This window comes from Streptomyces sp. NPDC048461, assembly GCF_055587105.1.
The window spans coordinates 1-18,277 of record NZ_JBVJGW010000046.1 but is presented as its reverse complement, the minus strand read 5'-3'; the positions used below and the strand labels follow the sequence as shown (position 1 = coordinate 18,277).

21 protein-coding genes are annotated in these 18,277 nt (G+C 69.1%); 5 read left to right on the top strand and 16 right to left on the bottom strand.

Going from position 1 to position 18,277, the window contains the following annotated elements:
• Position 1: 1 nt before the first annotated feature.
• Both ACZ6S8_RS37815 and ACZ6S8_RS37810 read right to left on the bottom strand, forming a co-directional pair.
• On the bottom strand, positions 2 to 247 hold the full coding sequence (locus tag ACZ6S8_RS37815) for a hypothetical protein (protein ID WP_469462706.1): 246 nt from the start codon (positions 245 to 247) through the stop codon (positions 2 to 4).
• A 36-nt stretch (positions 248 to 283) separates the two neighbouring features.
• Complete coding sequence (locus tag ACZ6S8_RS37810; RefSeq protein ID WP_469462704.1) at positions 284 to 1,447, bottom strand: conjugal transfer protein; 1,164 nt, start codon at positions 1,445 to 1,447, stop codon at positions 284 to 286.
• A gap of 119 nt (positions 1,448 to 1,566) precedes the next feature.
• Here ACZ6S8_RS37810 and ACZ6S8_RS37805 point away from each other — a divergent pair, with 119 nt between their 5' ends.
• Entirely contained in the window at positions 1,567 to 2,028 is a 462-nt protein-coding gene (locus ACZ6S8_RS37805; protein WP_469462703.1) for a helix-turn-helix domain-containing protein, read from the top strand.
• Between the two features lie 397 nt (positions 2,029 to 2,425).
• On the opposite strand, the gene ACZ6S8_RS37800 is transcribed toward ACZ6S8_RS37805, so the two are convergent.
• The 14 genes from ACZ6S8_RS37800 to ACZ6S8_RS37735 form a co-directional block, all read right to left on the bottom strand.
• Positions 2,426 to 4,681 carry a P-loop NTPase family protein gene (locus ACZ6S8_RS37800; RefSeq protein WP_469462701.1) on the bottom strand — a complete coding sequence of 752 codons (2,256 nt, stop codon included), beginning with the start codon at positions 4,679 to 4,681 and terminating at the stop codon, positions 2,426 to 2,428.
• 131 nt (positions 4,682 to 4,812) lie between these two features.
• Positions 4,813 to 5,121, bottom strand: coding sequence for a hypothetical protein (locus ACZ6S8_RS37795; RefSeq protein ID WP_469462699.1), 309 nt, complete (start codon positions 5,119 to 5,121; stop codon positions 4,813 to 4,815).
• A 1,493-nt stretch (positions 5,122 to 6,614) separates the two neighbouring features.
• Complete coding sequence (locus ACZ6S8_RS37790; RefSeq protein WP_469462697.1) at positions 6,615 to 7,328, bottom strand: hypothetical protein; 714 nt, start codon at positions 7,326 to 7,328, stop codon at positions 6,615 to 6,617.
• 167 nt (positions 7,329 to 7,495) lie between these two features.
• The gene (locus tag ACZ6S8_RS37785) at positions 7,496 to 8,368 is read right to left on the bottom strand and encodes a hypothetical protein (RefSeq protein ID WP_469462696.1); all 873 of its coding nucleotides are present in this window, start codon (positions 8,366 to 8,368) and stop codon (positions 7,496 to 7,498) included.
• Complete coding sequence (locus ACZ6S8_RS37780; RefSeq protein WP_469462694.1) at positions 8,365 to 9,174, bottom strand: ParA family protein; 810 nt, start codon at positions 9,172 to 9,174, stop codon at positions 8,365 to 8,367. The genes ACZ6S8_RS37785 and ACZ6S8_RS37780 overlap by 4 nt, the downstream gene beginning before the upstream one ends.
• 845 nt (positions 9,175 to 10,019) lie before the next feature.
• Entirely contained in the window at positions 10,020 to 10,265 is a 246-nt protein-coding gene (locus tag ACZ6S8_RS37775) for a hypothetical protein (RefSeq protein ID WP_469462692.1), read from the bottom strand.
• A 13-nt stretch (positions 10,266 to 10,278) separates the two neighbouring features.
• Positions 10,279 to 12,021 (bottom strand): DUF2637 domain-containing protein, encoded by a 1,743-nt coding sequence (locus ACZ6S8_RS37770; protein WP_469462690.1) that lies wholly within the window; start codon positions 12,019 to 12,021, stop codon positions 10,279 to 10,281.
• 134 nt (positions 12,022 to 12,155) lie between these two features.
• A complete protein-coding gene (locus tag ACZ6S8_RS37765) occupies positions 12,156 to 12,326 on the bottom strand; it encodes a hypothetical protein (RefSeq protein WP_469462689.1) in 171 nt (56 codons plus the stop codon).
• Positions 12,327 to 12,357: 31 nt separating this feature from the next.
• Positions 12,358 to 12,489 carry a hypothetical protein gene (locus tag ACZ6S8_RS37760; RefSeq protein WP_469462686.1) on the bottom strand — a complete coding sequence of 44 codons (132 nt, stop codon included), beginning with the start codon at positions 12,487 to 12,489 and terminating at the stop codon, positions 12,358 to 12,360.
• Positions 12,489 to 12,680 carry a hypothetical protein gene (locus tag ACZ6S8_RS37755; protein ID WP_469462684.1) on the bottom strand — a complete coding sequence of 64 codons (192 nt, stop codon included), beginning with the start codon at positions 12,678 to 12,680 and terminating at the stop codon, positions 12,489 to 12,491. Before ACZ6S8_RS37755 ends, ACZ6S8_RS37760 begins: the two co-directional genes overlap by 1 nt.
• Before the next feature lie 214 nt (positions 12,681 to 12,894).
• Positions 12,895 to 14,013, bottom strand: coding sequence for a hypothetical protein (locus ACZ6S8_RS37750; protein WP_469462682.1), 1,119 nt, complete (start codon positions 14,011 to 14,013; stop codon positions 12,895 to 12,897).
• Entirely contained in the window at positions 14,010 to 14,480 is a 471-nt protein-coding gene (locus ACZ6S8_RS37745; protein ID WP_469462681.1) for a hypothetical protein, read from the bottom strand. The genes ACZ6S8_RS37750 and ACZ6S8_RS37745 overlap by 4 nt, the downstream gene beginning before the upstream one ends.
• On the bottom strand, positions 14,477 to 15,217 hold the full coding sequence (locus ACZ6S8_RS37740) for a hypothetical protein (protein WP_469462678.1): 741 nt from the start codon (positions 15,215 to 15,217) through the stop codon (positions 14,477 to 14,479). Before ACZ6S8_RS37740 ends, ACZ6S8_RS37745 begins: the two co-directional genes overlap by 4 nt.
• The gene (locus tag ACZ6S8_RS37735; protein WP_469462677.1) at positions 15,214 to 15,618 is read right to left on the bottom strand and encodes a WhiB family transcriptional regulator; all 405 of its coding nucleotides are present in this window, start codon (positions 15,616 to 15,618) and stop codon (positions 15,214 to 15,216) included. Before ACZ6S8_RS37735 ends, ACZ6S8_RS37740 begins: the two co-directional genes overlap by 4 nt.
• A 432-nt stretch (positions 15,619 to 16,050) precedes the next feature.
• Here ACZ6S8_RS37735 and ACZ6S8_RS37730 point away from each other — a divergent pair, with 432 nt between their 5' ends.
• The 4 genes from ACZ6S8_RS37730 to ACZ6S8_RS37715 all read left to right on the top strand — a co-directional run bounded on the left by ACZ6S8_RS37730 (position 16,051) and on the right by ACZ6S8_RS37715 (position 18,247).
• Entirely contained in the window at positions 16,051 to 16,902 is an 852-nt protein-coding gene (locus ACZ6S8_RS37730; protein WP_469462675.1) for a GntR family transcriptional regulator, read from the top strand.
• Between the two features lie 76 nt (positions 16,903 to 16,978).
• Positions 16,979 to 17,239: a helix-turn-helix domain-containing protein gene (locus tag ACZ6S8_RS37725; protein ID WP_469462673.1), complete on the top strand. Its 261-nt coding sequence runs from the start codon at positions 16,979 to 16,981 to the stop codon at positions 17,237 to 17,239.
• Between the two features lie 244 nt (positions 17,240 to 17,483).
• Positions 17,484 to 17,621, top strand: coding sequence for a hypothetical protein (locus ACZ6S8_RS37720; RefSeq protein WP_469462671.1), 138 nt, complete (start codon positions 17,484 to 17,486; stop codon positions 17,619 to 17,621).
• Entirely contained in the window at positions 17,618 to 18,247 is a 630-nt protein-coding gene (locus ACZ6S8_RS37715) for a hypothetical protein (RefSeq protein WP_469462670.1), read from the top strand. Before ACZ6S8_RS37720 ends, ACZ6S8_RS37715 begins: the two co-directional genes overlap by 4 nt.
• Positions 18,248 to 18,277: the final 30 nt, after the last annotated feature.

Below are 18,277 nucleotides of genomic sequence, written 5' to 3'. Positions count from 1 at the left end.
GCTAGTCCTTGATGGTGTCCCAGAGACCCGACAGGACGGTCGTCATCTGGTCGGGGAAGTACACGAAGCCGGCGACGAAGACCGCGCCGACCGTCATCCGGATCAGGCCGCCCCAGTCGTCCTTGACGAAGTGCCGGAAGGCTTGCAGCGCGAGCCAGGCGGCGAGGAGGTTGCCGACGACCAGCAATACCGCCTTCTTCAGTTCGCTTCCGTCGGTGAGCGCTGCGAGCGTCACAAGATCATCCATGGGTCCCCCTTCGAGAGTTGGCAGGGCGGGAGGGCGTTACGCCGTGCCCCCGCTGACGCTGGCGACCTGCCAGCGCTCGGCGTCCGCGGAGGCCACGCGCGTGAGCCTCAGGCGGTACGTCTGGTCAAGCTGGGCGCCGCCGATCTGCCAGGAGACGCGGGCGGTGCCGGAGCGGTCGGAGCCCGAGCCCTTGTCCGCGGTCCACGAAGGGGTGCCGATCAGCACCACCCCCGCGGGAAGCGGCGGGATCGTGGCCCCGGGCGCGGTCACGGACTCCGTGTCCCCGCCGGCGTACGCCTTGAAGAACCGGGCGACCGTGTCCGCCGTCGCGGTCGAGAACGTGCCGTCCGTCTCCGGGACCGTGCCTTCCGCCACCTTCGGACCTTTCGGCGGAACGCCGATCAGTCCGGGCTGTCCCGAGACGACGACCCGGCCGCCGGTCTGGAGGACCGGTACGTCCAGCCCGATCCACTGCTCGGCCGCCGGGCTCGCACCCGGGACTCCGGGGGTGCCGGCCGGGGGCGGCGCGGTCGCGGTGCTGCCCGCGGAGCGGATCAGCACGTCCACCCGCACACGCGCTTGTTGGCCGGACGGAGTGACCCCTCCGGGCTCCACCGCCACCACGTCCTGTTTGCCCTTGCCGCTCCACCCGAGCGCGGTGTCCGCGCCGTCCGGAAGAACGGCTTGGAGCATGGCGACGCGGGCGGCCGGGTCTTTCTCGTCCCACGTGAGGTAGGCGCGCGCGAAACGGGCGGCGGCCGCCTGGGCCTCCGCCACCGGGTAGGCGGGCGCGGTCTGCGAGGTGCTCGGCGCGGCGGCCGGCGGCGGGGTCTTCTTGGGAACGACGATGGATTTGACCCCGGCCAGCACCAGCAGCGCGACCAGGGCCCAGAGCACACCGCGTCCGAACCGGCGGGCGAACGCCGAGCCCGAGCTCTCGTCCACCGGCGCCCACGGCGCGGCCGGCTCGGCCGGGCGCACGGGCACCGCGGCGGACGTCGTGGGCATCGCGGTCTGTTCCGCCTTCAGCTGTGCGGCGGCCGCCTCCCACGGGTTGGCGGGCGCGCCCGCGGAGGCCTCCGGGCCCCCGCCCTTGCCCCCGCCCTTCTTCGTCTTGCTCTTCGCTCGCGCCTTCTTCTGCTCCCACTCCCCGGGATCGGGAAGGCCGATAATCCGGCGCGCGGTTGGTCCCAACGGCATTACGCGACAGCTCCCCCGACTTACGCATGTGCTAGGCGACTGACCCTATGCCCCACCTGAGACAGGGTCAAAGAAATTCGTAGCCGTTCAATCGTCAACTCCCGTACAGCACAGCCCGGATGAGAGTGATCCGGCCGCTAGAGTGCGGGCCCATGCGGCATAACGACCGGACAAAATCCGGGGTGCGGATACGGGGCAACCACCTCAGGGAGCTGCGCCTCCGGAACGGTCTCCGCACACAAGGACATCTGGCAGAGGCACTAGGCTGCGCCCGCAGCAGCGTCACCACGTGGGAGGGCTCCAAAGGCCTCCCACGACCCGCGATGCTCGCACGGATCGCAACCCTGCTGGGCGTATCCCCCGATGAACTGATTGAAGCCTCGGGGATCACCTTGAAGGATCTCCGCACCGCCGGAGGCCTGCGACAGCGTGATATGGCTGCGGTGTTGGGCGTCGCCCCAAGCACCTATTGCGACGTCGAACGGTCCAGACAGGGAATCCCCCCGCGCTGGATTCCGGCCCTGGCCGACGCGTTCGGCAAAACTGAATCAGAAGTGAGGGGCTTACTAGGCTTCACCTAGCAACCCCGGATACACAGGAACGGCCGCGGGAGACTCCCCGCGGCCGTTCCATTTCTGACAGCCCAGGCCGATACCGGCATTCGGACCGGAGTTCCCGGTCACACCATGCTGATATACCCTCCCGTCGCCCAGATAAGGCCGACGAATATACTGATAGCGCCAACGGCCCTGAACGTGCCGACGGTCGCCCTGCCAGCACCCATGAACGAGGCGAAGACATCGAAGAGCCGACCAGCGAGGTCGCCTACGTTAGCCACCAAGCACACACCAAAAAGGATCAAACAGATTCCTACCGCAAAAAATATCAACTACCGCACCCCCGAATCCACTCTCATTCAACCATGGGCAGAATTTCCGCCGGCAGCCCTCTCATCTGAATGGCAGGCGGCTGAACGGATCACCCTGGAATTGTGAGTCCGCCCTGTGCATCCCGGGCTTTCCACCGGGCCAGCCACTCCGTCAGTTCCGCCTTTGTGTAGTAGGCGGTGCGGCCGTCGGTAATTCCCTCGGGGAAGTCGATACCCCGCTCTTCCGACCTCTTCTTGTACTGCCGTGCCGTGCCGTACTTCCACGGCAGGATCCCGGCATCACAGGCTTCCGCGAGCGAGTACGTCTCGGGGAGCTCCGCGTCCTCGGCGTCTCCGGCCGGGTCGCCGGCGGCTGTCACACCGGCTGTAACACGAGCCGTCACACCGGCGCCTGTAACACGCTCTGAGCTGGGAGAAGGGGCCCCGATCCCCCCGCCTGCCGCGGGTGTGACAACGGCCGGGAGGGCATCGGGGCCGTACTTGCCGCCGGGCAGGAAGTCGAGGACGGCCGTGGTCAGGTGCGCTTCCCTCAGGACCTCGGCCGTGATCCACGGAGCGGGCTCCCCCGCGTCGAACCAAGCCGGGGCCGGCGGGCAATCGGCCAGCAGCTCCGACACTCTCGGCGTGATGTAGCTGGGCTGAATCTCCCGCACATAAAGAGTTTCGCCGTCCGGAGTCTGCCTCTTGTCCGAGAAGGCACCGCGGCCCTTCACCTCGGTATCGAACTGGATCACTGGCGTGGACTGCCCGAAGGCAACGCCCCAGGACACCCGGTCCTGAAGGCCGACGATGATTTTCGTACCGATCTGTGACCGCTCCATGGTTCCACCGAAGAACGCATTGGCGAACTGCTGCGTTCCGACCACGATCCTGTGATTGGCGGAACGGCCCTGAAGAAGAATAATGGAGAACCATTCCAGGAACGGGGGTGCACCCTTTCCCTTCAAGCCGTGACGCCACCACGTATACGCCAGCTTGATCAGGGTGGGGAGTTCATCGATGACGAGAATGCGCGCGATCAGCTGGTCCCGCGCACCTTGCGGGGCATATTTCCCCTGGGCGGTTTCGGCCGCCATCATCGACACCATGAACTCACCGAAGGCGGCGACACACGCCCGCACATTCTTGTGAACCCGAATGCCCGAGTGTCCTTCGGCTTCCATCAGGCTGTTCTGTTTGGTATCGAGGATATCGACCAGTTCACCGTACTGGCGGCCGTGGACAATCGGAATATAGAGAACCGTGCTCTTACCCGCGCCCGTGTCCCCGCCCACACCCCAATGCGGGGTTGCGGTCTGCGTGCGGATGACCGCATCCACAACCCGGTCACCCTCAATGGCCTGTCCTACGAACACCTCATACCTGTTACCCGTCGACTTCCATTCGACGTATTCGGGAAGGCGGGGCTTCTCTGCGGGCTTCGGCTTACGGGTCCACTGGACGTACTGACTCGCTCCTGTGCGTTCCCAATGGGCCACCCACTCACCGGGAATACGCGTGTCAACGACGTGCCCGAGAGCGTTCATTGCCTCCTTCCCGCCCATCCACGTGAGCGGGAGCCGGAGCACGATCCGGCTGCCTTCAGCGGAGAGGTCAGGGGAAAGAACCAGCCATTTTTCCCGCCGCTCTTCCTCTTCTAGCCGGAGCACCTGCCGCACACCCGCCCAGACCGCCGGCCCCATCGTTTCATCGTCGGTCGGAACCCGCGGCTCCCACCATCCGAAACCGCCCGGACCCGTCACAGCGACCAGCAGCACCGCCACAGCGACGCCGATTAGCACCCATTGCGCGGGCTCCGGGTGGCGCCACATTCCCCACGCCGCGGGAAAAGGCGCGAGCCGGACCAGCGAACGCGCTGCGTGCGGCCACCGAGTCCACGCAGCAAGCCCCCGCCCCATGCTGGACACCACGCTCCATACCGCCCTGAAGGGAGCCAGCAGGACCCGCAGGGCGGGCGGAAGCCGACGGGGCGGCGCCGGCTTCGGAAACGGGATCCCCTCCCCCGCACCGGACTCCGGAGCGCGGGGCGGAGGGATCGCGGCGACGTCCGCGACCGGGCTGCGCTCCGCTTCGACCAGGGCGCCCGACCGCCACCACGTGGCCGTGCTCCGCGGCTCGCCCTTCAGGTCCCGGCCGGCGACGTACCGGCCGATCCCCCGGCCGATCCCGCCTACAACCCGTTCAATCTCCCGGTTGAGTTCCTCGTTCGGCCGGCGGCCGGACCGGCCCTTGTCGTTCATGACGAAAGCAACCAGGGCCAGCATCGCCAGCAGGCCGCCACCCCCCGGAAGCGCGTACCCCGGGAGGTCTGGCAGGCGGTCCCATGGGGCTGCAAGAAGTTCCACGTGTCCCCCGTTCTTCGTGATCAGACCCGACCCTATGTCTGAACACGAAAACGGCCCCCAGGTCGCGGGGGCCGCTTCACAGAAGGCGGATGGGGGGACTTCCAGCTCCGGAGAGGGCTCGGAGTACGGGGCTATTGCTGAACGCGGGCGGGCAGCGCGTCGGGGTCGCTGTCGCTCCATGCCCATTCGCCATTGTCGTGGTCGGTGCCGTGGCCGGGCTCTTCACCGCACTGCCACCAGTCACCGGCCGGATCCGCAAAAAACGCGGTGCAGGTGTCCGGGTCGGGGTCAGGCGCCGGGGTGAGGATGCCGACCGCCGCAAGCACCGCGGCCGACACTTCTGCGACCACGGCGGACCCGACCCCCCTCGGCCGCAGGATCGGGGAGGCGGCGCTCAGCACCACGTCGAACTCGTCGCCGGTCAGGGTCCTGCGGCTCATAACTCGCCCCTCGTGTGACTGCGGTGGATCCGGTACGACGACGCTACGTCCTGTGCTCATGGCCGGGGGCGGGCACCCGGAAAACCGCACGTCGCGCGCTGCTCCCGGTCCTGCGGACCACCCCTGACCACGCCCGCGTACTCCGACGTGAGCCGTCGTACGCCGCGTCGAAGAGGGTAACGGCCGGGGGCTGGCCCTCGGGGCCGGACGGGGCGCCCACCCGGCCACTCCGGTGCTGCGGGGACGCGCTCCTGTCGGGCGTCAGCGGCCGCCTAGAGCCACGCTGGCAGCGGGTATTCAGTGCTGCGCGTCACGGCCCTGATCATCGTCGGCCTCCGGGCCCCAGCCCGGGCTTCCCTTGCTCCGCCGGCGCCCACAACTCCCCAGCCATTCAAATGGTTAACCATCGAGCCATTGAGCCATGTGGACATGGTGTACACATTGCAACCATGGATGGCATCCTGGGGTTGCTAGTGGCTGCCCACTAACGCCGAGCAGCCGAAGCGCGGCCAAGGCTCACATCCAAACTCCTCCCGGCCCCAGTGGTGATTGGGAGGAACACGGAAGCTCCCGCCACTCCGGGATAGGACGCAGCGGGAGCCACCGTAGGAGCAGGATCGCTCTAGACGCTCCCTGGGTTCACGGCCCAGGGGGCGTCGCGCGTTTTACAGAAAGGCGCCAACGAAGTCGACACCCTGCTGGCCAGCCCAGATGAGCCAGTCAGCGACATCGTCCGCGAGGCTACTCAGAACGAGCTGAATCCCCCCGGCCGCGACGTTCTTCCAACGCTGCGAGTGGTCCGCCCCGGGACCCTCCTCCGGCTGCTCCCCGGGCCCTTGCGGGTCCCCCGGTTCGCCAGGCGCGGAGTCGGTGGTGTCTCGGGACATCTGATCCCCTATCCGGACCGCTTGCGACTGGGCTGGCCTGGTCGGGGCCAACGGTCCACAGACCCCGGCCGACCCAGCTCGCTCACGGTGCCGAACGGGTCGAATCTTACGCAGCACCAAGGTCTATACGGCCAGGAACGAACGTCCGATAGCCCGTCAAACCCCAGGTGGGATGCGGTATTTCCTTTTGTTCAAGGCTGTCGTGCCGAGCCGGCTTGACGTCGAACCACGCTGTCACGCAATCCCCCACCAGCCCGTTTCCATCGAGTGTCAGAGAGCTGGACGATCCCCGAGGAAGTTCCGCCTTCACCCAAACGGAGTAGCCCCACAGTGACGCACATCACATGGTGGCGGAGGTGCGGAAAAGGGGTGGTTGCGAGCACGCTCAGGTCACAGCTGTCGATGCTCTGTCAATCGAGGCCGCAAGCGCTACTTACGGGTGTGCCTTGACCGGGCGCGCCTCTTCTCCTCGCGCAGGCACGGGAGTCGCGGAACAGCACCGGGCCAAGCAGCGGCGCGATGGCTGGCGGAACCTCACCCGACCTTGCCAACTCTGAGCTTGGTTAGAAATCCCGTACGCAACGACGCAGCAGGCGGCAGGATCGATCAGTGATCGATTTTCTTAAGGCCCACCAGACGACATTGCTCGTTCTCGTCCCAGTGCTGGCTGCCCTCGTAGGCACCTGGATAGGTGCGAAAATCCAGGCCGGCGCTGGCATCGCACAAGCCAGGGCTGCTAAAGAGGCTGCCGAAACGGCAGCTGCCGCCACTCTCGGCGCAGTCCGAGAACAAGCCGACCGCGCAGCCGAAGCAGCCCACCACACGGCCCTTCGCGATCAACGGTCCGCTGCGGTCACCGGCCTGCTGCGGACCGTCCGTGAGTACACCCGAGCCGTAAACAGGTCCTATGGTCAGCCGGACCCCAGCGCGGTTGACCAGGCTCACAGCGACTTCGTCCATGCCCAAGGCATCATCGAACTCGTCGCACCTGCTGCCCTGGCCGCTGCCGCTGATCAGGTGGTGCACACTGCGCAGGACCTCGCCGAGTTGGCCGATAAGCGCTCCGACGCCGCACGAGCACAGGCGCATCTGAACCGCATCGACAACCTGACGAATGTTGCCCGGGCAAATTCCGCATTGTCCGGCCTTCGCGCTTCCTGCGAGGCCGCAGGGGACGGCCACCTGCCGCCCCAGTACCGGGATGTTTCCCAAACCCTCTGTCTGATCCCTGAACTCGAACCGGCTGAACGCGCTGCCTTGATCGTGGACTGTCTGATGCCTGAGCTTGCTTCTCAACGTGCCAGCCTGGAAACGGCTCACGAGGTAGCCCTGAGTTCCTTCATCGGTCGGGCACGCGCCATGCTGGGTGTCATGGACTAGAGGGCGCAGGAGTTCGGATGACCCATCCGGTGTACGCCGGAGGTCCAGCACGACAGCAGGGGACACGTAAGGCACAACGTGTGGGGTCCCCCGCTGTCACGTGAGGGTCAGGCCTCGGCGCCGATAGCTCGACGGGCCATCTTCTTCGCTGCCTCTACGCGGCGCTGCACCTTGGTGAGCTCCGCCTCAATGGCCTCGGCCTGTTCTAGGACAGCGGCCGGGTCTTCCTGGACCAGCTGCTCGACACGCTTCGGCGCGAGCACCCTGTAGGCGTCGGCGAAGGCCAGCCGGCCAGCCGCGTCAGCGGACGAAGCCGGTGCGGGGGCCGGCGGCTTGGGGACGGGGGTCCCAAGTGCTCGGGGTAGAAGCCCCAGGTCGCGCGCCGCCTCGGTCAAAGTCGCAGCCGACAGCTTGCCCGTGTCCTTGGCGGCCTGGAGGACCAGGCCGGCCGCTTCCGGGTCTGCCTTGTACAGCGGGGCGAGGACGGCGGCCTGGGAGGCCACCACGGGGGTGGCGGTCTCCTCGATGAGTGGGGCCAGCGCCCGGATGTCCTGGGCGGCGCCGATGAGGTCGTACACGTACTGCCGCTTGACCCCCAGCGACTCGGCGTAGTCCCCCACGGTCAGGCCGCGGTGCTCATGTGCGCGCCGGTCGAGGAGGAGTTGCAGCAGTTCTCCTTTGAGGACGCTGCCTCTCATTTTGGCGAGTTGGAAGCTGCGGACTTCGGCCCCGTCGGCGTCCCAGTAGGCCGCTTCCAGGGTCTCTACCTGCTTCGCGTGGTCCATTCCCTCCAGGGTGGACATCGCGAACGGGGTGGGCACCAGGGAAGGCGCGAGGGCGGGCGCCGCGGTCGGCTGCACCTGGTGAGGCAGGGCCGGGTCCCGGTTGGCGTCGGCTGCGCGGGGGATCCGGCTTACGCGCTGGGCGGTCTCGGCCTTCAGGCTTTCGACTCCCTGCGCGACGAGGTTCCTCTTGCTCACTCGGCCACCCCCGCGGCGGTAAGGATGTCGTCGTACGCCTTCATGAGGGCAGTTGCTTCCTTGCCTGTCTGCGTGGTGATGGGGACCTTGGCGAAGCGGGTCTGCTGCCGGACTGAGTAGCGGGGGATGGCGAGGTCGTCGCGGTACAGCGGTCCGTAGGTGTCCGCGAGGAACTTCCCGATGGCGTCCCCGAGGGTGCTCTTGCCCCCGGCCACGATGCTGGGCACGATCCCGACCACGTTCAGGCCGGGGTTGTAGGTCTCCTGTACCTGCCGGATCGTGTCGAGTGCTTCACGGGCGCCGATCCGGCCGTCCTCGTCGAGCGTGGCCGGGATGACGACGTGGGTGGCGGCGGTAAGTCCCGCCACGACCAGCTTGCCGCCCGCGCGGGGCGGAAGGTCTATCACCGCCAGGTCGTCGTCCTTCACGACTCCGTCCAGGCCGTTCCTCAGCCGGAACTCGATCCCGGTGGACTGGTCCGTCTCACGGTGGGCGAGGGGCCGTTCCGCGGCCAGTACCTGGATGCCCGACCAGGCCTCGGAGGCTTCCAGCAAGACATCGGCCGCCAGCCCCTTCTCGCCCTTGGGGTCAAGGGCGAGAAGGTCGTTGAGGCTGCACGGCAGTGCATCGGGGTCGAGGCCGAGTTCAGCGGTGAAGGTGCCGCGGGGGTCCAGGTCCGCCGCGAAGACAGATCCGAGCAAACCAGCCTGAGCGCGGCGGCGGGCTACCGCTGCCAGACCTCCGGCCAGCGCGCTTTTCCCCACCCCGCCCTTCTCGCTGTACGACGCTACGCGCTTACCTGCCATGCCCGCCCTCTCTCAAAATTCCATGGTGTACGGCCCGCAGCGTAACCCTCGGCCGCCCGCGGACGGACGCCGAACCTGGAGTGTCAGAATTTTCTGACACTCGTTTTTTGCCCGCGGCGGCCCCCCAGGCCAAGCACCTCGGGGCCCCTGGGTCCGGCATGCGGGACCCATGCCGGACCCGCGCTGTAGGACACCAACAGTGCGGTAGCGCACCGTGGCGGATTCGGGGTGTTCTCGAAAGAGGGGCGCCTGGCCTTACCGATGCGACACCGTAGGGGTCATGACGAAGAAGAACCCCTTCATGCTGACCACCGCCGATCAGTGGGTCGAGCTCGCGTCTGATCCGCTCGCCCGCTTCGCGCACATCACAGACCATGAGGAAGCACTCAAGAAGGCCGGCTACTCGGAGTGGGGCACCCTGTCCCAAACGGATCTCACTCCTCTGTGGCTGGAGATTTACCACCGCGTTGGGGGTCTGGAGACCGATCCGGAGTTCATGGTGGTGATCTGCAACCACGGCGTCTATGCGACGGTCTACGCGGAGAGCACGCCGGCGATGATGAACTTGCAAGCCCGGTGGGCGCCGGCGATCCAAGCTGCTGCGGTGACTGACCGCCCTTCTGGGCGAACTCGAAGACGACAGCACCCTCTCCGGCTTCGCGGGCCTGGTCCGTCAGGCCCTCTCCAAGGACTGACGCACCGGCCCCGACCAGAGCGTCCAGGGGCGGCCGCAGGACCACAAGGCCTATTAGCAGCACCTCATGATGGGCCGTACGGTAGACCAACGGGGCGGGGCCCGTGGCGATTCCAGCGCCACGGGCCCCGCTCTGTGTCGTGCTGGCCGGTCACCCACCGGCCTCCGGGTCGTAGTCGGTGAACGTCCCGCACCAGTGGAGCCGTCCCCGGGCCGGGAGCGTCTCCGGGGCGAGGCCCCGCAGCCAACCGCCTTCGGCCGTTTCCCGGTGCTGCTCGCATGCGTACACGGTGCGGTCGAGACTCATGCCGTCCTCGTCCTGGCCGTCATTCCTGTAGCCCTCGATCAGCCACACCGCCGGGGCGGTGCACTGTCCCGTTTTTCCGAACGTCGGCACGGTCGTGCTCCTCTCACTGCTGGGGGATGTCCGGGTCGAACCCGGTCTCGGGGTTGTAGCCGCGGCTGATCAGTTCCTCCGCGGTCTTCCTGTAGGTGCTGGCGGTCGACGGGGACGCCCCGCCGAGGGCGGCGGCGATCTGGGCGCCGTCCGCCTGGGGGTGGGCCAGCAGCAGCCGCGCCGCAATCCGGGTCTTGATCTGCGGGACGCTCATGTCCGCCAGCGCCTCGGACTGCGCCGCTCGCGCCCGCGCTGCGGCAGCCCTCTCGTTCGCTGCGTCGGCCAGCTGCCGGTCCTCGGCGGTGCGCCGGTCGTCTGCGGCCGCCCGGCGGCGCAGTTCGGCGGCCCGTGCGAGCTCTTCGGCGGTGCGCCGAGCGGCGGCCTGCGCCTTGGCCGTCTCGGCCTCTGCCGCGGCCGTCGCGCGCTCCTCGGCGGCCCTTGCTTCGGCGGCCTTCGCAGCCGCTTCGGCGGTGCGCTGCTCGTGTTCGGCGGCCTGCCGCTTCGCTGCGGCGGCCCGCTCCGACTCTTCGGCGGCCTCCTCTTCGGCGGCTCGGCGCTCCTCGATCGTGGCGGCGCGCTGCGCGGCTGCCAGTGCCTTGCGGGCGGTGAGTTCGGCGGTGGCGGTGGCGCCGTCCGCCTCGGCCTCGGCCACCTTTTCCGCTCCGGCGACCCGGGCGCGGAGCTGCGCGAGTTCACCGGCGGCCTCCAGGCGCTCGGCCTCGGCGGCCTGCTTCTCCAAGGCGGCCTGGTGCTCCAGTTCCCGCGCGTGGCGGGCAGCGTCGGCGGCCAGTTCACGGGCCTCGCGTTCAGCGTTCTGCGTGCGCTGCTGCTCGGCGCGCTTCATCCGGGCCGGCAGGGCGAGGGCCTGCTCTACGGTCACTCCGTGCGGGGCGAGCAGCACCGGCAGACGGTCCAGAACGCCCACCTTGCCCGCGGCCAGCCCCTGCTCAATCTCCCCGCGGTGCGCAAGCCACACCTCGTATACGGCCAGTTCACGGCGCTGCGTGCGGACCGTGGAATATCCGAAGCCCCACGTCGCCATGGTGCGGAAGATCGAGGCGGTGCGGATGGGGTGCATCATCCAGCGGTGCCACGGGATGGGGTCGCGGCCGATCCCCATCTCCAGGGCGGCTTCGGTCACCAGGTGGTGCCGGCCCGCCTCGACCAGGACCACGAACACGACCGGCATGGCCGCGTGGGGCAAGGCCTTGTCCAGGTTGGTCAGTACCGAGCCGTGCGCGATGGCGTTGAGGACGATGGTCAGCGCGGTGAACGCGTGGGCAACGGGCCGCAGCAGCCAGTACGAGCGGCCGAACGCGGCGAACATCAGGTCACCGATCAGGCACACCATGATCGTGCCGTCCACCCCGACGGCGAACAGCACCGAATCGGCCCCGGGGTCGAACCCGAACCGCTCGTGTGCGGCCGTGCTGAGGTTGTTGAACGAGAGGTAGAAGCCGATCAGACCGACCGCCACACCGCCCAGCAGGAACGCCAGCCCGAGGCAGATCCGGAGCCGCCGGCTTCCCTGCGGGGTGCCCTCGGTGTCCTCGGCGGCCGGCTCGGCGGCGGCGTGGTCCGCCCCGTCCAGCCACCCGGCCAGCCCCTGCGAACCGGCCGCCGAAACCGGGTGTCCGGCCGCCGCAACGGGGGCGGCCGCCGCCGAAACCGCCGGGGCGGGTGCCGAAATGGTGCTCCCGGGTGCCGAACCGGGGCTCTGAGCCGGTACGGTCCCGGGCTCAATCGTGGTCGTCATGCCTCTCCTTGCCGAAGTGTCCTGGGCGGTGGACCGGGCGGGGCCGTAGCCCCGCCCGGGTGGTGCTGGTGATGCCGCAGTGGCGATGCCCCATGGTGCCCGGGGTGCACTTCCGCGACGAAGGCCGGTCGGGATCAGTCGTCCGGGGTGGGATGGGGCCGCGCCGGCGGCGGCTGCGCTTCGGTCCGTCCGTCCCGCTCGTGCGGGGTGGGCTGCGCCAGTACGGGGGCGGCCATCAGCAGGCCCCGCAGTAGGTGCCCCAGGTCGGTGTCTCGACCCAGGCCCCGCACTTCGCGCACTGCCACAGGTGGGCGATCACGCCCCACAGCCGCCGCCTCACCGCGGGCCGCCGCGCAGGGCCAGCAGCCGTGTGGTCCAGCCGCCGCAGCGCTGGCAGACGTACTGCCGGGTCTTGTCGTCCCGCTTCATGGGCCGGCCGTGGCACATCGGCGCCGTGTGGCGGGCCATCAGTTCCACCACTTCCGGGCGCCGGAGGAGTCCTGGTCCGTGGTGCCGGTGCCGGCCTTCGGCTGGTCCTTGACCGGCTGCGTCCAGCCGCCGGTCTCGGCGGAGTAGGACTTGCCGTGGCGCGCCCGGTCGGCATCGGACTGCCCTCCGCCGAGTTCGGACTGACTGATCGACTTTCGGAAAAGTGCCATGATGGGAACTCCTGTTCCGTGAAAACGGGATTGGGGTCCCCCGGGGCGGCCGCCCATCTGCCAAGAAGTCGGCCGCCTCGGGGTGTCTTGTTTTGTGCGCTCCCGGCCCCTCTCGGGGGTCGGCGTTCGGGGTGTCAGGGAAGGGCGTCAGGGGCCTGGTTAGGGCCTGTTAGGCGCCTGATAGAACCGCAGGTCACACGGCCGATAGGCCGGTCTAACGGGCTCCCTGGGCCTGGCCTTGGGAGGGGGCCGGGGAAGGAGCCTGCCCGGGGTCCAGCAACCCCCCGGGAATCAGCCGCAGGGCGGCCGGGGCAGGGGCCGGAACGGGGGCGCTGGCGGGGGTGATTGCGGGGGTGCCGGGGGCCGCCTCGGAGGCGCCCTCCCCGACCGCCGGAACGGGCGCCGCGAAGGCCTCTACCGGGGCCTCCCCCGGAGGTGCCACACGGGCGTCAGAGCGGGCGTTCAGCCAGGCCGTGGGGCTCATGCCCAACGCCTCCGTCACCGCGTCCACACGCAGGCCCACGCGGGTCGTCGGCTGGCCTTCGATCCGCATGCCCAACTTGTCGACGCTGGGCAGGCCGGTGGACTCCACCCACCCCCGCAGGTCGGCTACCTCGGTCCCCTCCGCGAGCAGCCCGGAGGCCACCGCAGAGGACAGCACCGCATCCAGGTGCACCCCCTTGCGCTTGGAGAACTCCGCATCGGACAGCGCCGTCAGCACGTGCAGCAGCAGCGCCGTCCCCCGGTCGGGCGCCGGCCCGGCCCCCTCGGCATCCTCGGAGCCCTCGGCCGGCGCCTCGGCGTCCTCGGCGGCCTCCTGCTCCTGGCCGTCGTCCTCGACCGCGGCGGAGGCCAGCATCCACGCCGCCGCGCTCCACACCGCGACCCCCGCGGTGAGCACGTAGCCGCGCCACGGGCCGACCAGCTGCACGTACGGCCACACCGCGCCCGCGGCGGCGCCAAGCCCGCCGGCCGCGACCATCGCACCCACCGCGCCGATCATGAGCGCATCCGCAGCCGGGCGCAGGACCGGTTCCACCCGGTCGGCCTTGACCCCCTCGGGCGGGGGCATCTCCCCTGCCGAGATTGCGGCTTTGTCCTCTTTCGAGAGCTTGGCCCGGGCCCGGGCCGTGGCCCCCTTGTCGGCCCGGGCCTGCGCGGCGCGGGTCGCCTCCGGGTCGATCCTCAACAGGCGCCACGCCCCGCCGAACCCCTGCCAGACGCACTTGCAGACCCAGCGGCCCAGGACGAGCGAACCCGTCCACCACAACCGGGCGACCCCGCCGGACCCGCGCAGGACGGCGGCCGCGGACTCGACCCCGCCGGCGCTCACATCGCCCCCAGGGCATTCGCGGCCATCATCACGATGTTGTTCGCGATGAGCCACAGCCCGCCGATTCCGGCGGCGCTCGCGCCGAGGGAGATCCCGCCGAACGCCGGGACGCCGAGCTTGTTCCAGTCAGGCACGTACGTGCAGATCCCGATGCCGAGCGCGGCGGCGGCGAGTCCGAAGTCGCCGCCCCCCATCGATGCGCCGACCCCCTGGAACACGCTCGTGGGCACCGTCCCGACGCCGCTCACGGCCTGCCCGATGGTTCCGCCGGCCGCGACGGCCAGGGCGCCGAACACGGCGCCGAGGTTCGCGGCCTTGTCCCGGGTGAGCTTGGCCCGCTTGGCTCCGCGCAGGCCGAAGAACAGGTAGAGACCCGATGCGGCAGCGAGTCCGGGCACGCCGATCTGCCCGAGGATGGGGCCGGCCGCGAGCACGGTGTCGACGGCGATCTGCTGCTGAGTGCTCATGTGGCGATCCAGGAGGTGTAGAGGAGGGAGGAGAGGACAACCCCGGCCAGCGGGATGCGGGCGACCCAACGGGCCGGCAGGACCCACCCGCGGGAGCGGACGGGCCGCTCGATCAGGTACCAGCACGCCGCGCCGGCCCCGGTCACGAGGACGAACGGGGCGAGCAGCCCGGGCCACTGGCCCGCGTCCTCGAACAGCGGGCGCAGCAGGGACTCGGTCCCCTGCCCCCACATCGCGCACCCGGCGGCCGCGGCCGGGGACATCAGGGCCGCGAAGCACCCGCCCACCCCGCGGAAGATCTTGCCGAGCTGCCACCCGATCAGGGCGGCCGCGCCGGTCACGAGGGTGACCGACGCGGGCACCGGCTCGGCGGCAACCTGCGCGAGGTAAGCAGCTCCGCCGTACGGGGTCCCGCCGAGCCCGCCAAGCAGGGAGTACCCGACCATCCCGGCCGACAGGTTGAACGCGGTGAACCGCACACGGGGATTGCGGTGGTAGAACCAGCGCGCCTCCGGCTCCTGCTCCGGCTCTACGGCCGCGGGCGCCGCCTCGACGTAGTGGTGCTCGACGTAGACCGTCTCGCGCACGTAGTGCTGCTCGATGACGCCCCCCGCCGGCTGCTCCTGGCCGCGGTTGAGCCACCAGTCCGGCGGCGCGTCCGGCGGATCGGGCGGGATGTGGCCGCTGCCGTGGTCCCCCGGGCTGATCACGGCCGTGGGCTCGATCGGCGCCGTCACGGCCGCACCCCGTTCCGGGTCCGCTTGCCGAACGCCTTCACGTGCAGCGCCCGCCGGTCCCCCTGTCGCAACCCGCCCCGCACCCCGATGATCTTCGACGGGGTGGAGGAATCGATCAGGTCCCGCTCCAGGCACCAGTCACGGACCGGGCACCGGCCGCAGAACTCCAGCGCCGCACGCTCCGCCTCCGAGGGCACGGCCGTACCGGCCGTCAGCTCCCACGGCTCCGGGTAGAACACCTGCGGGGACACGCCCACGCAGGCCGCACCACCCGACCGCTCCCTGCGCACCACCGGAGCGGGAGCCAAGTCCTCGTACTCCCACAGCCGGTCCAGCCAGTCAGCTGGCTGCGCCGCGGTCCACCCCGACGGGAGCGGGGGAACCCCGCCCGCCCGGCTCACAGCTCTACCCCCAGCGCCCGGAGGCTGGCACGCATTCGCAGTTCGTCCCCGCCCAGGGCCAACTCCCCGGGCATCTCCGGGGCAGTCGCCCCCTGTCCGGCAATGCAGCATCGAGGTGGTAACACCGTCCGCGTCCGCACCTCCGCGACGCATGCACCCCACCTACGGCGCCACCAGCGCCCCACTTCTGCAACCATCACGAAGTCGGCCTCTCTACACGATGCACGGGTAGGTCCGACAGCCAGTCCGGCGCTTCAACGCCGGGCAATCTCATGCCCTTCGCGCTCCAACGCGGAGGACACCGTGCGGCCCCTGGCTCCAACCAGGGGCCGCACTGGCTGACATGAGATAACGTATACGTTAGAGATGACCCTACGCAAGATTGACGTATACGTTAAATCTCGTTGGGGTGATTAGCGGAGGGACCGGACGATGGCGGCTAGGTACGAAGAGATCGCTCGTGACCTGCGTGCACGGATCGTGGCGGGCGAGGAGGGGTACGCGCCGGGGTCCGCGCTGCCGCACATGCGCCACGTAGCCGAGGAGTACGGGTGCAGCGACATCACCGTCCGCAAGGCCTACGCGCTCCTGACAAGGGAGGGGCTCATCGAGTCCCGGCGTCGAGCCGGCGTCTACGTGCGCGAACACCCGGATCGAATCCTTCTCGCCGTACGAACCCGCCAGATCGAGCGAGACGCCCTCGGCTACTTCAGCGGGCCAGAATCACAGCACTGGCGCCCGCTGCCCCACCCGGACGGCGACCTCACTAAGGTCGACCAACTGCCCGTACCGGCAGACATCGCCGACATTCTCGAAGTCGAGTCAGGCATGCGCCTGACAGCTCGTCGCCGGATCATCGGAGATCCGGACCTTGAGGCGCATCGGCAGCTGGCCGATAGCTGGATGGCTCCCTGGGTGGCCGAAGAACTCCCACAACTGACCGGGAGCACAGGCATTGGGGGCACCTACGATCGGCTGGAAGAGTGGTCGGGACAGCCTCTCCAGTGGCGCGAGGAGATCTCTGCGCGCATGCCCTCGCCTGAAGAGGCCGCAACGCTGAGGATGCCGTTGGCAGGAGTGCCGCTGCTGCGCGCTCTCCGGATCACGTCCCTACCACCAACGCAGCTTCAACCCGACCGAGTCGTGGAGGTCCAGGACATCCGCATGTCCGCCGGTGTCTTCGCCGTTGGCTATCCGCTGCCGCGCGGCACTTCCGCCCAGTGGCCGGTAACGCCGGCAACAGGCGACTACTACCAGGCGCCGACTCTTGACGGAGACACCTGAGCAGACACGCCCTCATCCGACCCAAAACCTCGTAGCTGGTGTGTATCTTTTCCCTAATCGATGTTGGGGGTGAACCATGACGACCGCTCATAATCCGCTGGAAGCAGTGGAGCTGCTGCTGTCGCGGACAACCTGGCTTCCAGCCACAGGCGCCCGGGGGCAGCTCCGCCGCGCGGCAGGACTCACTCAGGCTCAGGTAGCTGAAGCGCTCGGCGTGGGACGTGTGCAGGTCGCGCGCTGGGAAACCGGATTCGCAGAGCCCAGCGGCGTGCGCCGTCAGGCCTACAGCCGGTTTCTACAGGGCTTGGCGCAGCAGCACCCCGGCGTTATCACCTAGACATGCTTGAGGCCGCCCCTGCGCCAACAGGAGCGGCCTCGATACAGCAACCGACTCACCCAGCCTGCAAGCTTCTGAGTCGTGTCCGGTGAGGTGACCTCGCCGGGGGTGATGCCCGGAGGCCCGAAGGCCTGCGTGGTCACCTATACCCAGAATAAGCAGCCTCTCCTCCAGAGGCCACCATCTCTGGGCCCTATCTGGTCACACCGCCGTCCACGGCTCCCCACCAGGGGAGACTTTTCCCGTGTCTGACCTGCATTTCCTCCAGGCCACACCAGGGCCCTACCGCCTTGCCCGCGTACCCGTCCCGCTGATCTTCACCGCCCTGAGCCGCATGGCCGCCAAGCGTGCCGGCCTGCTGAGTGTCGGGGGTGCCCGATGAGCGCGTCGGACACCACGGACCAGCACGTAGGCCTGTATGGCCCGGACCACAACCCGTTCTACGGCACCTACGTCCGCGACTGGATCGCCCTGTGCGATGACCTTCGGGACCCTGACGTTCGCGGGTACCTGATCCTGCGGTCCCTGGTGTTCGAGACCAAGGCCGTCAAGAACCCGGTGCGGGTGCTCACCCTCTCCGAGCTGTGCCAGCTCATCCCCGGCCCGAACGGCAAGCCCTCCAGCCTCACCCGGATTCGTGAGCTGCTGCGCCACCTGTCGGCCGTGGGACTGATCACGACTCCTGAGGGCAAGCCGATCACCACGTCCTCCGCCGGTAAGGCCCAAGGCCGCCCGCTGCGGATCAAGATCCACGACCAGCCTCAGAACGGCTACGCGCCCCGGTGGCCCAACACGGAAGAGAAGCTCTCGTCCATCCGTCCGGAGGCCACCCGAGCCGCCTCCGAGGCCGCCGAGCGAGACGCCGCGCGGGCCCAGGAACGCTCTGGTCGGAATTCCGACCAGGCTGGTGGGGATTACGCCCCCGGTGGGGGGGATTGCGCCCCGGACCCCGCCGCTGCCCGGGGGGAAACCCCCCCCCCCTCCAGCGGGTGTGGTTTTTGTGATTAGGAAACTGCTGTACAAACCCGGGGGTCGGGC